This is a genomic window from Chryseobacterium sp. S90, assembly GCF_047444895.1.
Taxonomy (GTDB): Bacteria; Bacteroidota; Bacteroidia; order Flavobacteriales; family Weeksellaceae; genus Chryseobacterium.
The window spans coordinates 222087-238978 of record NZ_JBLGCX010000006.1 but is presented as its reverse complement, the minus strand read 5'-3'; the positions used below and the strand labels follow the sequence as shown (position 1 = coordinate 238978).

At 37.5% G+C, this 16892-nt stretch carries 14 protein-coding genes; 10 read left to right on the top strand and 4 right to left on the bottom strand.

Annotation, left to right across the window (positions count from 1 at the left end):
- Positions 1-8 precede the first annotated feature (8 nt).
- Positions 9-1181, top strand: a complete 1173-nt coding sequence (locus tag ACLMCG_RS16895; protein ID WP_413960340.1) for a MoaF-related domain-containing protein — start codon at positions 9-11, stop codon at positions 1179-1181.
- 125 nt (positions 1182-1306) lie between these two features.
- Positions 1307-1990 carry a hypothetical protein gene (locus ACLMCG_RS16890; RefSeq protein ID WP_413960339.1) on the top strand — a complete coding sequence of 228 codons (684 nt, stop codon included), beginning with the start codon at positions 1307-1309 and terminating at the stop codon, positions 1988-1990.
- A gap of 56 nt (positions 1991-2046) precedes the next feature.
- On the opposite strand, the gene ACLMCG_RS16885 is transcribed toward ACLMCG_RS16890, so the two are convergent.
- On the bottom strand, positions 2047-3078 hold the full coding sequence (locus ACLMCG_RS16885) for a M23 family metallopeptidase (RefSeq protein ID WP_413960338.1): 1032 nt from the start codon (positions 3076-3078) through the stop codon (positions 2047-2049).
- Positions 3079-3303: 225 nt separating this feature from the next.
- Here ACLMCG_RS16885 and ACLMCG_RS16880 point away from each other — a divergent pair, with 225 nt between their 5' ends.
- The 4 genes from ACLMCG_RS16880 to ACLMCG_RS16865 all read left to right on the top strand — a co-directional run bounded on the left by ACLMCG_RS16880 (position 3304) and on the right by ACLMCG_RS16865 (position 7453).
- Positions 3304-4344, top strand: a complete 1041-nt coding sequence (locus ACLMCG_RS16880; RefSeq protein ID WP_052184756.1) for an NAD(P)H-dependent glycerol-3-phosphate dehydrogenase — start codon at positions 3304-3306, stop codon at positions 4342-4344.
- A 266-nt stretch (positions 4345-4610) separates the two neighbouring features.
- Positions 4611-6116, top strand: a complete 1506-nt coding sequence (gene mqo, locus ACLMCG_RS16875; RefSeq protein WP_413960337.1) for a malate dehydrogenase (quinone) — start codon at positions 4611-4613, stop codon at positions 6114-6116.
- Positions 6117-6183: 67 nt separating this feature from the next.
- Positions 6184-6585, top strand: coding sequence for a hypothetical protein (locus ACLMCG_RS16870; protein ID WP_413960336.1), 402 nt, complete (start codon positions 6184-6186; stop codon positions 6583-6585).
- A gap of 1 nt (position 6586) precedes the next feature.
- Positions 6587-7453 (top strand): AadS family aminoglycoside 6-adenylyltransferase, encoded by an 867-nt coding sequence (locus ACLMCG_RS16865; RefSeq protein ID WP_413960335.1) that lies wholly within the window; start codon positions 6587-6589, stop codon positions 7451-7453.
- 2 nt (positions 7454-7455) lie between these two features.
- Here the strand turns inward: ACLMCG_RS16865 and ACLMCG_RS16860 are convergent, their stop codons facing one another.
- Positions 7456-9036 (bottom strand): GMC family oxidoreductase N-terminal domain-containing protein, encoded by a 1581-nt coding sequence (locus ACLMCG_RS16860; protein WP_413960334.1) that lies wholly within the window; start codon positions 9034-9036, stop codon positions 7456-7458.
- A gap of 130 nt (positions 9037-9166) precedes the next feature.
- Here ACLMCG_RS16860 and ACLMCG_RS16855 point away from each other — a divergent pair, with 130 nt between their 5' ends.
- The 4 genes from ACLMCG_RS16855 (at position 9167) to ACLMCG_RS16840 (ending at position 13909) form a co-directional block, all read left to right on the top strand.
- Complete coding sequence (locus tag ACLMCG_RS16855) at positions 9167-9784, top strand: DUF1684 domain-containing protein (RefSeq protein WP_413960333.1); 618 nt, start codon at positions 9167-9169, stop codon at positions 9782-9784.
- A 3-nt stretch (positions 9785-9787) separates the two neighbouring features.
- Positions 9788-10261, top strand: coding sequence for a GNAT family N-acetyltransferase (locus ACLMCG_RS16850; protein WP_223601121.1), 474 nt, complete (start codon positions 9788-9790; stop codon positions 10259-10261).
- A gap of 73 nt (positions 10262-10334) precedes the next feature.
- Positions 10335-11144: a glucose 1-dehydrogenase gene (locus ACLMCG_RS16845; RefSeq protein WP_413960332.1), complete on the top strand. Its 810-nt coding sequence runs from the start codon at positions 10335-10337 to the stop codon at positions 11142-11144.
- A 95-nt stretch (positions 11145-11239) separates the two neighbouring features.
- A complete protein-coding gene (locus ACLMCG_RS16840; RefSeq protein WP_413960331.1) occupies positions 11240-13909 on the top strand; it encodes an MGH1-like glycoside hydrolase domain-containing protein in 2670 nt (889 codons plus the stop codon).
- Positions 13910-13935: 26 nt separating this feature from the next.
- Here the strand turns inward: ACLMCG_RS16840 and recO are convergent, their stop codons facing one another.
- Together recO and ACLMCG_RS16830 are read right to left on the bottom strand one after the other, a co-directional pair.
- Entirely contained in the window at positions 13936-14622 is a 687-nt protein-coding gene (gene recO, locus ACLMCG_RS16835) for a DNA repair protein RecO (RefSeq protein ID WP_413960330.1), read from the bottom strand.
- 3 nt (positions 14623-14625) lie between these two features.
- A complete protein-coding gene (locus ACLMCG_RS16830; protein ID WP_223601125.1) occupies positions 14626-16890 on the bottom strand; it encodes a T9SS type A sorting domain-containing protein in 2265 nt (754 codons plus the stop codon).
- Positions 16891-16892 lie beyond the last annotated feature (2 nt).

Genomic DNA, 16892 nt, shown 5'->3' with positions numbered 1-16892 from the left:
AAACGGAAATGATACAAAAGAAATTATTGTCATTATTGACGTTGTTGGGATGTATCAGCATATTTGCGGGGAACCTCAAAGTGAAAGTATATAATCCGGGAACCAAAGCTATTTTCCCGATTACTTCCACCATTATTTATGGAGATAAAGATGCCATACTTGTTGATGCCCAATTTCAGAAACAATATGCTGAACAGCTTGTGAAAGAAATAAAAGCGACAGGAAAAAACCTGAAAACAGTTTTTATTTCTCACAGTGACCCTGATTTTTATTTTGGGCTGGATGTCATCAGAAAAGCTTTTCCTAATGCAAAAATTATTTCAACAGCGCAGACAGCTTATCTGATATCAGCTTCAAAAGATGATAAATTTGCAGTATGGAAACCACAGTTGAAAGCAGATGCTCCATCGGAAATTATCGTTCCTGAAGCTGCTGTTTCCATTCCTGATCTTGAAGGAAACAAAATTGAAATCAGACAAAATCCTGAAGATCCGGCACACAGTTTTCTTTGGATTCCTTCCATTAAAACCATTGCTGGTGGGATTTCAGTGTCAGTAGGTTCACACCTTTGGATGGCAGACACTCAGAATGCAAAAGCAATTGACCAATGGATAGGGCAGATTGATGCCATGAAAGCTTTGAAACCGGAGCAGGTAATTCCTTCTCATTTTGCAGAACTTTCTACATCACCACAATCTCTTGATTTTGTGAAAAGCTATCTGGAAAACTATAAACAGGCAGTGACAGAAAATAAAACTTCGGATGCTATTGTAGATTTTATGGTTAAAAAATACCCCGATCTTCCAGGAAAAGAAGAGCTTGGAATGGGAGTTAAGGTTTATCTTAAAGAAATGGATTGGGATCTGAAATCTCCATACCCGGCCATCGGTCATAAAGTTGAAGTTGATTTTGGAACCGTAAAATTCCTTCTTGATTTTAAAGATAATAAAACAATGACCTTCACCGGAACAGCCGGAAGTTCAAAAAACAGTACAGATACTGTAGAATATACGGCTGTAGAAGTAGAGAAGAATGTTTTTATGATCTATTGGCATGAGCCGCATCTTGGTTTCAATGTAACCCATATTCAGGATTATAATAAAAATATAGTGTATTCAAATATTGCAGGTCCCGATGGTACATTTACCCATCCGAAAGGAACTCTTAAAATTTTGAAATAATGATAAGAATCAAAAGTACATGTAAATTTTTGCATGTACTTTTTGTTATATTTGATTTGCAGAAAATCGGTTTTTAAAAAGAGAAGAGGATCTGTAATTTATTTTTAAAAATCAAATAATAACTCATGAAATCAATTAAAATGCTGCCCTTTCTGTTGTTGACCTTATTTTTATTCAGCTGTGGTAAACTGGCGACAACATCCGAAGATAAAAAATCTGTTGACGAAGTTCTGAAGTTTTACGGAGGTTATGTTGAAACGATGAAAGGAGTACAAACACTGAACGGAACATCCAGCGATTTTTTTGAAGTACAGATTAAAGACAGTAAACTGATCAATAATCAACCACAAAGAGCGATATCCAATGCTGCCAATATTGCATTTATCGTTTTTCAGAATCAAAAACCCGGAGTCTATGATGTTGTTAAAACAAAATTACTTTTAGCTGATGGGGCAAGTTTTACAAAATCATTTACCCAAAAAGAATTGCAGGAAGTAAAAGATATATACCCGGAAATTGATAAGATCAATTCATTTTTGATGAATAAAGATTACCATGGAATGCTTGAAATGTTTGATCCAAAATTCAAACCTAAAGAGGAAGTGGCTAAAGAGACACTTTCAGGAATGGATTCTCAATTAGGAGCAATAACAAAAATACAGTTTCAGGGATTTGAATTTATTGAAGATTCCAATTTGGGACCTATCATTTTAATAAGGGAAGTGGGGCAGAGAAAGCAGTTGTTTCCTTTTATCAATCTTGCATTTGACAGAAAGACAAAAAAACTATTGAATATTGAATTCCCGTAAAAACAGATCTCCAGGATTAAAATAAAAAGGCTGTTCTATGTGAACAGCCTTTCCTTTTATAGATTCATAAACAATTTCGGGTTAATCGGAGTATTGTTTTTGTGTACTTCGTAATGAAGATGAGGACCTGTAGAACGTCCTGAATTTCCGGATTTGGCAATCACCTGACCTACTTTTACCTTATCATTTACCTTAGATACAAGTTGAGATAAATGTCCGTATAGTGTAGCCAGACCATTTCCGTGAGAAACAATCACGCAGTTTCCATAACCTCCTTTCTGCCCGGAAAAAATAATTGTTCCGGCAGCCGCAGCTCTTACATCAGAACCATAGGCAACAGCAATGTCCAGTCCTTTGTGGAATTGCATCTGATCAGCTTCAGCAGGCGGATTGTTTTTTTCAGCAGCAGTAGTTTTAGTAGTAGTTGTAGTTCCAGCCACAGCTTTTGTTGTAGAAGGTGCTGATGCTGCAGCCACAGGAGCTGCCTTTGGAGTAACCATTACTTTCACTTCCCTTTTATTTCCATAACTGTCTGTAAGTTCAATAATTTTCTCAACAGGTTCAGCTTTTACTTCAGGCTTTGGAGCTGCAGCCACTGCCGGTTTCGCTTCCGCTGCTGCACTTGTTTTTACCGAAGCGAAAACAGTTTTGAATGGAATCGGGTTTTTTCTCACGCCAAAATTAGAGGAAATATATCCGTCTGTAGGCATACCTAAAGGAACCTGCATCAGTTTTTTCTGAAGATCCATCAGATACTGGCTGTATCGGTTTGCTTGTTTGGAAAGATAAATAGAATTTGAAATACTGTCCTGGTTGAGCATCATCAGTTTTTCGTTGGTAATGTCTTTGGACTTCAGGAAGGAGTTAAGTTGGCCCACTGTCTGATCTACGAGGGTAAGATCAGTTTTCATTTTTAGATAATCTACACTGTCTTTTTCAGTGTTTATTTTTACAAGATTGACTTCGTAGGTTTTGTCGTCTCTTTCAGAAAAGAGCTTCGCAATGAAGACACCTTGTGCAAAAACTACTAGCAAAAGTCCTCCCAGGAGAATGTTTACGTTCTTCTTGCTGCTTAGAAATTTTTTCATATTTCTTCTCTTAGTAAATTTAAAACGGTTTTGAAGCTGCAAATTTAATTAAAAATAAGCTTTGCCGGTTATTTTTAATTAAAATTCAGTTTTTTCTGTATTTAACGGTTAATTAGCTGTTTAATTGTGTTGAAGTGTTAATTTTTTCAGAAAATGGCGTTTATCATAGTTTCAAAGCCTTTGTTACGTCTTTGTTTTAATATCTTTGCAGTTCACATTCCAATTATGGCTAAAAAGAAAATTATTTCAGAATCTTCGAATCCAAAAAAGAATAAAAAGGATATTTCTGTAGGAGTTGTAGGGAGCGGAAGTTTTGCAACCGCTATCGTAAAAATGCTTGTTGAAAACTGCAAAGTTGTACACTGGTGCGTAAGAAGTGAATTTGTAAAAGGAGCCATTGAGCTTCGCGGACACAACCCGACTTATCTTACAGCTGCTCACTTTAATCTGAAAAGCTTAAAATTAACAACGGACATCAATGAACTGGTTTCTGCCTGTGACGTTATTGTTCTGGCAACTCCGTCTATCTATTTGTCTGATACACTGGACAAGATGACCTGCGATTATTCCGATAAGATCTTTATCTCTGCAATTAAAGGGATTATTCCTAAAGTAAATGATGTGGTAGCCCATTATCTGCGTGATGAATTTAAAATAGGGTTCAGAAATCAAGCTGTTATTGCAGGACCTTGTCATGCAGAAGAGGTAGCAATGGAAAGACTTTCTTACCTTACCATTGCGGCAGTAGAAGATGAAACGGCTGAAAAACTTGAAGGAATCTTCAGTTCAGACTTTATTAAAGTACATACAAGTAAAGATATTTTAGGAAATGAGTACAGTGCCATTCTTAAAAATATTTTTGCGATAGGAGCGGGAATAGCAAGTGGATTGGGATATGGCGATAACTTTACCGCTGTTTTTGTTTCCAATGCAATCCGTGAAATGGAAGCTTTCCTGGAAGCCATCTATGAAGCACCGAGAGATGTGAATGAAAGCGCTTATCTGGGGGATCTTCTGGTGACTGCTTACTCACTTTTCTCAAGAAACAGAAACCTTGGAAATCTTATCGGAAAAGGATATACCGTGAAATCTGCCATTCAGTCTATGAATATGGTGGCTGAAGGATATTATGCTGCCGATTCTATTTATAAAACAGCGAAGCAGAAGAATCTTAAACTTCCGATTATAGATACCGTATATGCCATTCTTTATGAAGGTAAAAACGCTGAAAAACAGTTTAAAAAACTGACGGCAAAATTGAACTAAAAAACAAGGCTTTATTGCTGAAAAATAAAATTAATCGAAACTTAAGCATCCCAATGCTTAAGTTTTTTTATGCTCATTCTGATAATCCGGGAGGTAATAATGCTCTCATATTATCAATCATTTCAATGATGTTTTATTGAAATTTTCCATGGTTTTTTGTTGTGTACTCAAGAAGTGTTTTTGCAGCAAAAAATAACGTGTTAAAATCGTTAAACGCGTTCCTGTTTTTAAAACTTTTCCCGAAATTTGAAGTAAAATTTAAAATTATGTCACAATCGCTTACAAGCAGAACACCGAAACCTAAATATGACGTTGTACTGATAGGCGGCGGAATCATGAGCGCCACTTTAGCAACGCTGCTTCATGAATTTGATCCAAATCTTGAAATCGCAATCTTTGAAAGACTCGGAAGATTTGCCAAAGAAAGTACAGCAGCATGGAACAACGCCGGAACAGGGCACTCCGCATTTTGTGAGCTAAATTATACCCCGGAAAAACCAGACGGGTCTATTGATATCACCAAAGCAGAAAGTATTGCAGAACAGTTTGAAATTTCAAAACAATTCTGGGCATATCTGCTCACCAAAGGCTATATTCATGAGCCAAAAGAATTTATCAATTCATGTCCGCATATGAGTCTGGTATTCGGAGAAAAAGATGCTGAATATCTTAAAAAACGCCACGATAAAATGGCAGAATCTGTTCTTTTCTCAGGAATGGAATTTTCCACAGATCATGAGAAACTGAGAGAATGGATTCCTTTGGTAATGAGCAAAAGAAATCAGTCTGAAGTAATGGCGGCAACGAAGATGGATATGGGGACGGATGTGAACTTCGGAACACTGACAAGAAAAATGGGAAGACATCTTCTGGAAGATTCCAACGTTGAGGTTTTCCTATATCATGAAGTGAAAGACATAGATCCAAGAGAAGACGGAAAATGGGGAATGAAGGTAAAAGACAGAATCCATAGTCACAAGCAGGAAGTGGTGGCAGACTTTGTTTTCATTGGAGCAGGAGGATATGCGCTTCCGTTATTGGACAGTTCAGATATTAAAGAAAGTGAAGGTTACGGAGGTTTCCCGGTTTCCGGACAGTGGCTGGTAAGCCATAACCAGGAATTGGTAGAAAAGCACCAGGCTAAAGTATATACGCAGGCTACGGTAGATGCACCTCCAATGTCTGTTCCACACCTTGACCTTAGAATTATTGATGGTAAGAAAGCTCTTCTTTTCGGGCCTTTTGCAGGTTTCTCCACCAAATTCCTGAGAGAAGGAAGCTATCTTGATCTTCCTGAAAGTGTAAACACCAAAAACCTGAAATCGCTTTTCGGAGCATGGTGGCATAATATTCCTCTCACGAAATATCTTATTCAGCAGGTTGCCATGACAAAATCTCAGAGAATGCAGCATTTGAGAGAATTTGTCAAAGATGCTAAAGAAGACGACTGGGAATTGAAAGTAGCAGGCCAGAGGGTTCAGGTCATCAAAAAAGATGAAAAAGAAGGAGGTAAGCTGGAATTCGGAACTGAAGTGGTGGTGAATAAGAGCGGAACAATTGCCTCTTTGCTGGGAGCTTCACCAGGAGCATCTACAGCAGTGTATGCCATGTTGAATGTGCTAGAAAAATGCTTCCCGGAAAAACTTCATGGCGAATGGAAAGGGAAACTGCTTGAAATGGTTCCTTCTTATGGACAAAAGCTGGCTGAAAATCCTGCTTTGACCAATGAAGTGAGAAATTATACAAAAGAAAAATTAGAATTAGAATATTAATACCAATAATGAGCAATGAGTAGCAGCATCTATTACTCATTGCTCATTATTTATTACTTATTAAAAGGTGGAAGAAGTAATTGTAAAACCTGTTATTGCCAAGGAAATCCTGGAATCCCTTAAGACAAAAACGGAAGAGGAGAAGCAGGTGATTGTACACTGTTGTTTTCCGGCATCACCGTTTTTAGGAAACCTGATCAGGATCTGGCATTCGACCTATCTTTTTGATAATCAGTCTGAGCATAGAAGTAAATTGATTCATGTGGAAAACATCTCAATTTCTCCTTATTGGACTCCGGTTCCTTTTATGAAAGATTTTTGGTTTACCCTGATATTTTCCGGGCTTCCGAAAGACTGTAAAAGTTTTGATTTAAAAGAAGTAATTCCTGAAGAAGGTGGCTTTTTTGTAGAATCAATCAAGAGAAATTCATCAGATGTGTATCGTGTAAAAATTTCAGAATCTTATTAATATGAAAGTAAGGGAAGAAAAACTGAAACAGATTATTCATTGGGCCGAAAACAACCCTGATATCCGTGCTGTTCTTCTGACCAGTTCACTGGTGAACCCTTATGCTCCCGTAGATGATTTAAGTGATCTGGATGTAGAGCTTGTTTTTGAAAACAGAACATCTTATGAATCCGGAAATGAATGGATCAGACTTTTTGGTGATCCTATTTCCATGATTGAAGAAGATGATCGTGTTTTTGATGGAAAACATGCCATGAAAATGGTTTTGTATAAAGACCATGTGAAAGTTGACTTTAAGCTCTACCAGATATCTGAATTTATTGAAGAAATCAATGAAGAAACTCTTCCCGAGGATTGGGATGTAGGATATCAGGTTTTAATAGATAAAGATGGTCTGACAAGAAATATGAAACCGCCGACCTATCAGTCGATCATGATACATCAGCCTACGGAAAAAGAATTTCAACAGCTGTTTAATGATTTCTGGTGGGATACAACCTATGTGGCAAAATGTCTTAAACGTGGGGATATTTTTTATGCCAAATTCATGTCTGAAAATGTCCTGCGTACAGATTATCTGGTTCCTTTGATTGAATGGTATATTGCCGGAAATCATGACTGGAATACTATTACGACCAATAAACACGGAAGACTTTTCAAACAATATTTATCTTCGGACTTATGGAATAAAGTGGAAGCTACTTTCTCAGGAAATGATATTGAAGAAAACTGGAAAGCACTATTTGCCTGTGCTGATCTGGTACATGAGCTGGGAACTTCTTTGGCCGAAAAACTTCACTTTATCTATCCGGTGAAATTGGAAGACGATATTCGTAACTATCTTACAGAAATACAATCAATACCCTGATTTCAGGCAAATTCATTGTGTTTGATGAGGTTTTCAATACAGTATTCTGCAATCGCTGTAATCGTAACAAACGGATTGACGCCAATGGTTCCGGGAATTAATGATCCGTCCAGAACATACATATTTTCGTGATCTTTTAGTTTTCCGAATTCGTTGGTAGCTTCACCCAGAACACACCCACCAAGCGGATGATAACAGATATCAGCTCCGAAACCATTATTGAAAAGCAGATGGCTTCGGGTTCCGCCATTGGCTTTATTCATTTTACGGATAAAATATTGGGCATTTTCTCTCATTTTGGCAGTATTGCTTTCGTCCCAGTTCAAAGTCAGAGATCGGCTGGCTTTATTGTACACAACTTCTCCCTTTTTATCAACTCTGTTGATCAGCAGATATAAAGCCGTAGCGACATCCATTCCCATTGGTAAAGGGGCAATCTCTGTAAAAAACGGGTGATCAGGATCATCCCAGTTGTCAATACCGCCTACCGGAATAGTAGATTGCTTGGCTCCTGTACCGCCAGACAAAGGTTTTACCCAGTTTCTTCCGGTCATAAAATTCCCGTTATTTCCCCATTTTTTTCCGATCTTTTCATGAACAGGGAAATTGTTTTCTGCATGAGACTGCAGCAAAAGCTGTAAAGTTCCCATTGTTCCTGCGGAAAGAATCAGCTTTTTACAGTTGAAAACTTTGTCGGCAACCGGAATTCCCGATGTATCAATTTGCTGAACATTTAATGTATAGCTTTTATCATCATTAAGTTTTATCGTTTGGACACGATGAAGATCAAGAATTTCTAAATTTCCGGTTTCCATCGCTTTTCTGAGGTAAGTTTTATCCAGACTGTTTTTTCCATAATTGTTACCATAAATAACTTCGGTATTAAGAGCTGAGCGGGGAACTTCATTCCGGAATTCTTTTTCCATATACTTAAAATCATACACGTTCGGAACTCTCATGGTCTTAAAACCAGCTTTGTGGGCCTCTTCTTCACCTACCCGTGTGAATTTATAATAAGGACAGTCTTTCAGAAACTGTTCATCAATCACATTTACCTTGAGCTCTTCCCGTACCAGAGGAAAGTAATGATTGTAAAACTTTTCAGCATCAAGATCTGGAAAAACTTCCTTGAAATAGCTTTCTTTGGGAGTAACCGCCATACCTCCGTTCACAAGAGAGCCCCCGCCAACGCCTCTTCCTACCCAGATATTGATATGTTCAAAATCCAGACGGTCTAATATTCCGGTAAAAGGTGTTAAAGAAAAAATATTCATGAAAGGTGCAATGCTTTTCTTTTTCAGCCATGCAGAACTTTTCCCGGGTTTCAAAAGATTGGAAAACGGAATTCCTGCTTTCTCCCAGTTAAGACCCATTTCAAGCATCACCACTTTTTTTCCGGCTTCACAAAGGCGTAATGCAGATACAGCTCCTCCGTACCCGCTGCCAATGATTATAATCGGAACATCAGTATTTTCTGTTATCTGGCTGTTTTTTCTTTCCGCGGCCCGGAATAGTTCAGATTGAAGAAAATAGAAACCTGATATCGCTAATGCACTGGTCCTGATGAAATTTTTTCTGTCCATGAGCTTTGTTTTTCAAAAAGTATGCTAGATCAGCCGGTGCTTATTTTATTTAAAACAGATTATATTTTTTTATTAGAATTTTAACTTTTGTTGTTCCGAAATTCATAGTTTTACTTATAATTTTATATTCATGAAAAAATATATAGTACTCTTTTTACTCCTTCCACTGTGGGCTTTTTCTCAGAAAACAGTTTCAAAGGAAGAAAAAGATGTTCAGAAATTTCAGAAAGAACTCAATGCTGAATATCTCAATCCAAAAGAGACTCCGTTAAGAGGAGATAATTTTAAAAACTTTAAAGGACACCCTTTCTTTCCTTTTGATGTCAAATACAGAGTAACCGCTAAATTTGTTAAATCAAAAGATACACAACCCTTTGAACTTCCTACTTCTTCAGGAAAAACAAAAACATATCAGGAGTACGGAAAAGCCACATTTATGCTGGATAATAAACCCTATACGGTCACTTTATACCAAAGTCTGGCTTTAATTAAACAGGATAAATACAAAGACTATCTTTTTCTTCCGTTCCGTGATGCTACCAATGAAAAAGAAACCTATGGAGGAGGGAAATATATGGATCTGAAGATTCCGAAAGGGAACACTATTGTACTTGATTTTAATCAATCTTATCATCCTTTTTGTGCATATAATGCTTACGATTACAATTGCCCTATTGTTCCTGAGGAGAATAAACTTCCCGTGGAAATCCGTGCAGGAGTAATGTATGAAGATATTTACCATCACTAATATATGATACACTTAGAATTCTATAAACCAGAGGACCTTTCCGGAGTCAGTTATGCTTTGGATGAAAACCAAATGCAATTTACCGCGACAGCTCAACAGGCTTTGAAAAGTATCAGCGAACGGGATGACGATGACGCATTTCCGGTGACTATATTTGAAAATGATCAGGTTGCAGGTTTTTTTGTCCTTGATTTCGGGAAAGATAAATTTGAACTTACCGATGATGAAACATCTGTTTTACTGCGTTCTTTATCTGTAAATCCTCAGATGCAGGGAAAAGGAATAGGAAAAATGGCTATGCTGGAGGTCGGGAATTTTGTAAAAACTCACTTCGGGGATTGTAAAGAAATTGTACTGGCCGTCAATCAGAAAAATGATTCAGCTTATCATATTTATCTTCAGTCAGGATACATTTTTGACGGTAAAACCAGAATCGGAAGGAGCGGGCCTCAATACCTGATGCACAAAAAACTTTAATAAAATTTTAAAATCATAATTTTTTATCTGCTGATATCTTTCCATAACTTTGAGTAACATCAAATTACAAAACATGGAAATATCACTTCAAAATCAGGTTGCTGTGGTTACAGGAGCCTCCAGCGGAATAGGTTCAGGAATCGCAAAATCATTAGCGGAAGCAGGAGCAACAGTCATTGTCAACCATTCTTCGGAAAGATCCTCAGAAGAAGCTAAAGCTGTTCTGAAAGAAATTACCGATGCCGGAGGAAAAGGGATCACTTACGCATGTGATGTTTCTAAAGAAGATCAGGTAATCAAAATGTTTCAGGATGTTGTTTCCGAATTTCAAACCGTAGATATTCTGGTGAATAATGCAGGCATTCAAAAGGATGCAAAGTTCACCGAAATGACGATAGACCAATGGAATGCTGTCATTGGTGTTAACCTGACGGGACAGTTTCTATGTGCCAGAGAAGCCATTAAAGAATTTCTGCGGCGTGGGATAGATCCTTCACGTTCTGTAGCTTGTGGAAAGATTATTCATATCAGTTCTGTACATGAAATCATTCCATGGGCCGGACATGCTAACTACGCATCAAGCAAAGGAGCCATCAGAATGTTGATGCAAACCCTTGCTCAGGAATATGGAGCAGCCAAAATCAGGGTTAATTCTATCTGTCCGGGAGCTATTCAGACTCCCATTAATCAAAATGCATGGAGTACCCCTGAAGCACTCAATTCTCTTCTTACCCTTATTCCTTATAACAGAATCGGGCAGCCGCAGGATATCGGGAATCTAGCCGCTTTTCTTGCCAGTGATCTTGCTGATTATATCACGGGAACCAGCATTTTCGTAGATGGTGGAATGACTACGTTTGAGAGTTTTTCTACCGGAGGATAGTGTAGTTTTAAAGTTCAAGGTTTAGGGTTTAAAGTTTTGAGCTTATAGTCATCAATACATGAATACATTTTACAATTGTACAAAACATCTTGTCTATGTCAGAAAAACAGAGAATTTCAGATATTTCATGGAAAAAATGGGGGCCGTATGTAAGTAACCGGGAGTGGGGGCTTGTTCGTGAAGATTACAGTGAAAACGGTGATGCCTGGAATTATACCAGTCATGATACTGCAGAAGCCAAAACCTACCGTTGGAGCGAGGAAGGCATATGTGGAATCTGTGATGATCTTCAGAAACTTGTATTCTCTGTCGGATTCTGGAATAAAAAGGATAAAATGGTGAAAGAACGATTCTTTGGACTGACCAATGGACAGGGAAATCATGGTGAAGACGTAAAAGAATATTTTTATTATCTGGATTCTACACCTACCCATTCCTACATGAAAATGTTGTATAAATATCCGCAAAATATTTTCCCCTATGAAGATCTTGTAAAAACAAATGCTGCAAGAAGTAAGGATGAAACGGAATATGAACTGATTGATACCGGAATTTTTGATAACAATGAATACTTTGACATCTTTATTGAATATGCAAAAGAAAGTCAGAATGATATTCTGGTCAGACTCACTATTGTTAACAAATCTGAAAAAGAGGCTTCTCTTGTAATATTGCCTACGGTTGGGTTCAGGAATACCTGGAATTGGGGATATGATGACTATCAGCCACAATTACATGCTGAAGATGCAGACCTCATTAAAGTAAATCATCAGGATATTGAGATTAAAAACGTGTATGCAAAACAATCGTTGAAGACCCTGTTTTGTAACAATGAAACCAATAATGAAAGACTCTACCAGTCGCAAAATGGATCAAAGTTCTGTAAAGACGGGATCAATAATTTTGTGATGACGGGTAATTCTCAGTCTGTAAATCCAAAAAATGTAGGAACCAAAGCTTCTTTTTTTATTGATGAAGATTTTAAAGCCGGTGAATCCAGAACATTTGAATTCAGATTATCAGATAAAGATTTACGAGAGCCGTTCGGTGATTTTGAGACTCTTTTTAATCAAAGGCAGAAAGAAGCAGATGAATTTTATGCCGAAATCCAGAAAGGAATCACTTCGGAAGATGAAAAACTCGTACAAAGACAGGCTTTTGCAGGAATGTTGTGGAATAAAATGTTTTACCACTACAATGTTGAAAAATGGCTGAAAGGTGATCCGGCTGAAATGCCTCCTCCAAAGTCGCGGGAAAAAATAAGAAATTATGACTGGAAGCATCTTAATAACGAACATATTATTTCCATGCCGGATAAATGGGAATATCCGTGGTATGCCACATGGGATCTGGCGTTTCACGCCATTAGTTTTTCCCTGATAGATCCGGACTTTGCAAAACATCAGCTGAAACTTTTTCTGTTTGAATGGTATATGCACCCCAATGGACAGCTTCCCGCCTACGAATGGAATTTTAGTGACGTAAACCCTCCGGTACATGCATGGGCGGTTTTCAGAGTATTTAAAATTGATGAGTATTTAAAAGATAAACCCGACCTGGAATTTTTGGAAAGTGCTTTCCAGAAATTGTTGATGAACTTTACATGGTGGGTGAATAAAAAAGATACCAATGGCAACAATATATTTGAAGGAGGTTTCTTAGGCCTTGATAATATTGGAGTTTTTGACCGGAATGCTGTTTTACCAAACGGAGAACAGCTGGAACAGTCGGACGGGACAAGCTGGATGGCTATGTTTGCCCTGAATATGATGCGGATTGCTCTGGAGCTGGCTCTTTATAATAATGTGTACGAAGAAATGGCGATGAAGTTTTTTGAGCATTTCCTGTCAATTGCCAATTCACTGGATAATATGGGGGATGAAGAATTCAGTTTGTGGGATGAACAAGATGAGTTTTTCTATGATGCCATAGCTTCTAATGACGGAACGCATATGTATCTAAGATTAAGAACCATCGTAGGACTGATCCCGATGTTTGCCGTTGAGGTGATAGATGATGAAATGATTGAAAATCTGCCCAATTTTAAGAAAAGAATGAAGTGGGTACTGGATAATAAACCGGAACTGGCTTCTCTGGTTTCAAGATGGGAAGTCAAAGGTCAGGATTCCAAGCACCTTTTGTCTTTGCTTCGCGGACACCGTTTGAAAAGATTGTTAAACAGAATGTTGAATCCGGAGGAATTTTTAAGTGATTATGGGGTAAGAGCACTATCAAAAGAATATGAAAACAATCCTTATACCTTAACGCTGAATGAAACGGATTATAGTGTAAAATATACACCTGCAGAAAGTGACAGCGGACTTTTCGGAGGAAACAGCAACTGGCGTGGCCCGGTGTGGTTTCCGATTAATTTTTTGATTATTGATAGTCTTCAGCGTTTTTTCTTCTACTACAGCCCCGATTTTTTAGTGGAATATCCTACAGGAAGTGGAAACTATTCAAATCTGGATCAGATAGCAGATGCTTTAAACAAAAGGCTTGCAAAGATTTTTTTAAAGGATGAAAATGGAAAAAGACCGGTTCATGGACAGTATGAAAGATTTCAGACCGATCCGGATTTTAAAGATTATATTCTGTTCTATGAATATTTTCATGGGGATAACGGCCGTGGAGTAGGAGCTTCCCACCAGACAGGCTGGACCGGACTTATTGCCAAAATCCTGCAGCCAAGATTCTCCAAAAAAGAAATTGCAGAATCTGAAACTGAAATGCCCGAAGATGTTGAAAAGACAAAAGAACCATAAAAGAATTCTAGCAATCAGGAATCGGTCTATTCAAATATCTGCTGGATAATTTCCAATGAAGCAGGCGTCTTGAAGTCTGTGATATGATAATGGTAGTACACGAGAAGGCTGTCCAGAAATTCTTTTCTTAATGAAGAATGGATTTTTGTAGCATATAGATTTTCGGCACAAAGTGCTTCTTTCCATAATGTAGAAATTTCTTCATTGAATTGCTGATGACAGATCACCTGGGAAAAAGTTCCGGTTTCCGGATCTAAAAATTTACCATCACCCAACAAAGGAGCAACTCCCTGAATTTTTAAAACAGCCAGTAAAAAAAGCAGGTGTGCCTGATAATTTCTGTTCGTCAGTTCATTGATAAAATGATTAATGCCGGTATAGATAGGAATATTTTTATCCTCATATTTAAGGATATGACTCAAAAAATCTGAAATAAAGAAAATAACGGTATTGACTTTTATATCTGTATAAATGTCGTTATTTTTTACCAGTTCAAACTTTGAAACAGTTGGTATACCATTGCCACGGAGCGGATGTATTGAAAAATTCAGCTGGTTCAGTGGCTGCAGCAGGGCTTTCTTTTTGTTTTTTTTAGAATAAATTCCTTTTAGAAAATAGCTTTGAAAACCCTCTTCTTCAGTAAAACAATGCAATACAGCATCGTTTTCTCCATATTTTATAAACGAAAGTAAAAAACCGTTTTGTGAATTCATTAATTAATTGACTACTCCTATTTTGGCTGTAGCTTTATCAGACCCATCTTCATTGGTCATCAGAACAAAATACATTCCTGATGCTACTCTTACTCCTTTCTGATTATTCAGATCCCATTCATAATAACCTCCTCTTGCGACCGCAGAGTGTACCACATTTCCTGCAGCATCTACAATTCTTATATTGGTTTTTTCTGCAAGGCCTTTGAGGGTCACTTTTCCTTTAAAATTAGAATATACAACAGGGTTAGGATATACCACAACATCTCCGAAATTGGAAGTTACATCAGCAACATCTCCCTGATAGGTTACAATACCATTGTACGTTACAAAATATACTTTCCCGGTTTTTTTATCAACTTTTATATCAGTAACACTATTGGTAGGAAGAGGTGAATTTTCTTTGGTAAAATGTTTTATTGTTTTCTGGCCGTCAGCAGAAAGGTAATATACACCGCCGCCATCAATGGAAACCCACTTGTAGTTTCCTTCATCTACTGCAATCTGAAGAATAGCTGATTCTCTGAAAAGCTCTTCACCCAGTCCGTTTTGTTCTATGACTATAGGTTCTACTTCAGGCTGTGGGGTTTTTATTTCAGACGCAGCGTTAGACATAATTCTTAAACCACCGTCTGTACCGATCCATGCATCTCCGGACTTATCAAATGCTACCGATAAGATTCCTCCTGAACTGTTAAATCCATTAGCAGAACCCAGGATATAATCTGAATCATCAGAAAGGTTGGTTGCATTTTTATAGTCATATACCCAAAAGTTATTAGATCTCGGCAGTGGAGTCCATAACATATTTTCATGATAAACAGTCTTTTGGATACCATCACTGGCAAGAACTATTTTCTTTATAAGAAAGTCATCAGAGGCTTTGTCATAGATTCCTATGGAAGGGTTTCCGTCATTAAATCCAAAAGAAACAAAAAGGTTGTTCTGAGTATCTGTTGCAAAACCTACAGGACGTCTGAGGTAGGGTTGTGCCCCAAGATTATAATATTTTACCAGTTCAAAATCTTTGCTTGTTGCATTGTATTTCATTTTATACACTCCGTTATCCAGCATTGTATAATTGGTAAAGAGAACTTCATTACTGTTATAAGGACTTATAATAGCATCCAACACGTTGATGAAGATTGGACGGTTGGGATTACTTTTATTGAAGAATGAAGGATAAATCCAATCTGTACCGTTGAAATAATAAAATCCAGGTTCTTGTGGCTGAATAAACGGATGGTTGTAGTTATTTGCTCTGGCACCAGAAGAAACCAGAAGCTGATTATTATCAAAAAGATTAATATTATACGCAAAATTGAAGTAAGGACCCGATGGTTTAAAAGTATTGTTACTTTCATCCTTGATCCCTGATAATACAGTTCCTCCAAAGATCTTTCCACCAGCTGTTATTGCGGTGTTACATTCTTCACCAAGGCTTACTGCATTTTGTGCTACTCCGTTCGTTCCGTAGGTATATACCCGGTTGTCAGTAACAATAATATTATTTGATGTGATAACGAGGTCACGGATATTTTCGAAACTTGTAGGAAGTTGTGTCGGAGTACCGTTGTTATAAAAATAAGCCGCTGTTGCGGATGAATATACCAGTTCAGATTCTGAATCTATATGTTTGAATGCTCCGGGAGCTTCCGTGGTCCATGTAGAATATACCGGAAAGGTTGTATTCATCTGATGGCTCTTCAATCCTGTATTGGTTACAGAATATACTTTATTCCCGAATATGGTTGCTTCATTACTCGCTTCATAAACTCCGCCAGTAAGGAAGAAGGTAGAATCTCCGAACTCTTTATTGTTCAGATTAAATATGGAAAGTCCATAGCCTACAGAAATGACAGCCTGATTTCCGGTTATGGAAATATGATTGATTTTTTTATTTCCGCTATAGCCGGTAGCAATAGGAATATCAACAATATATTTGATTTCCTGTGGGGTGATAACATCCATTGAACCGTTTTCATATCCAATAAGTCCTGTTTTGGTCTGCGGGTTGTAGTCAAAGGCTGTTATACCAATATTATGCAAACCATTGGCTTTGGACAACTTCGTAATTTCTCCTGTTGATATGGTATAATAGAATATTCCGTTTTCTGTAGCTGCAATGATTTTCCCATTGTCTTCTTTCATAGCTAAGACTTTGTTGTAGGAAAATAGATCTGCCCATTTTTTTGATGAAATGACCTGAGCTTTTGTAAACTGCAGGGATGCTAAAATACCAAGAGAAATTATAGAGAGTTTTTTCATAT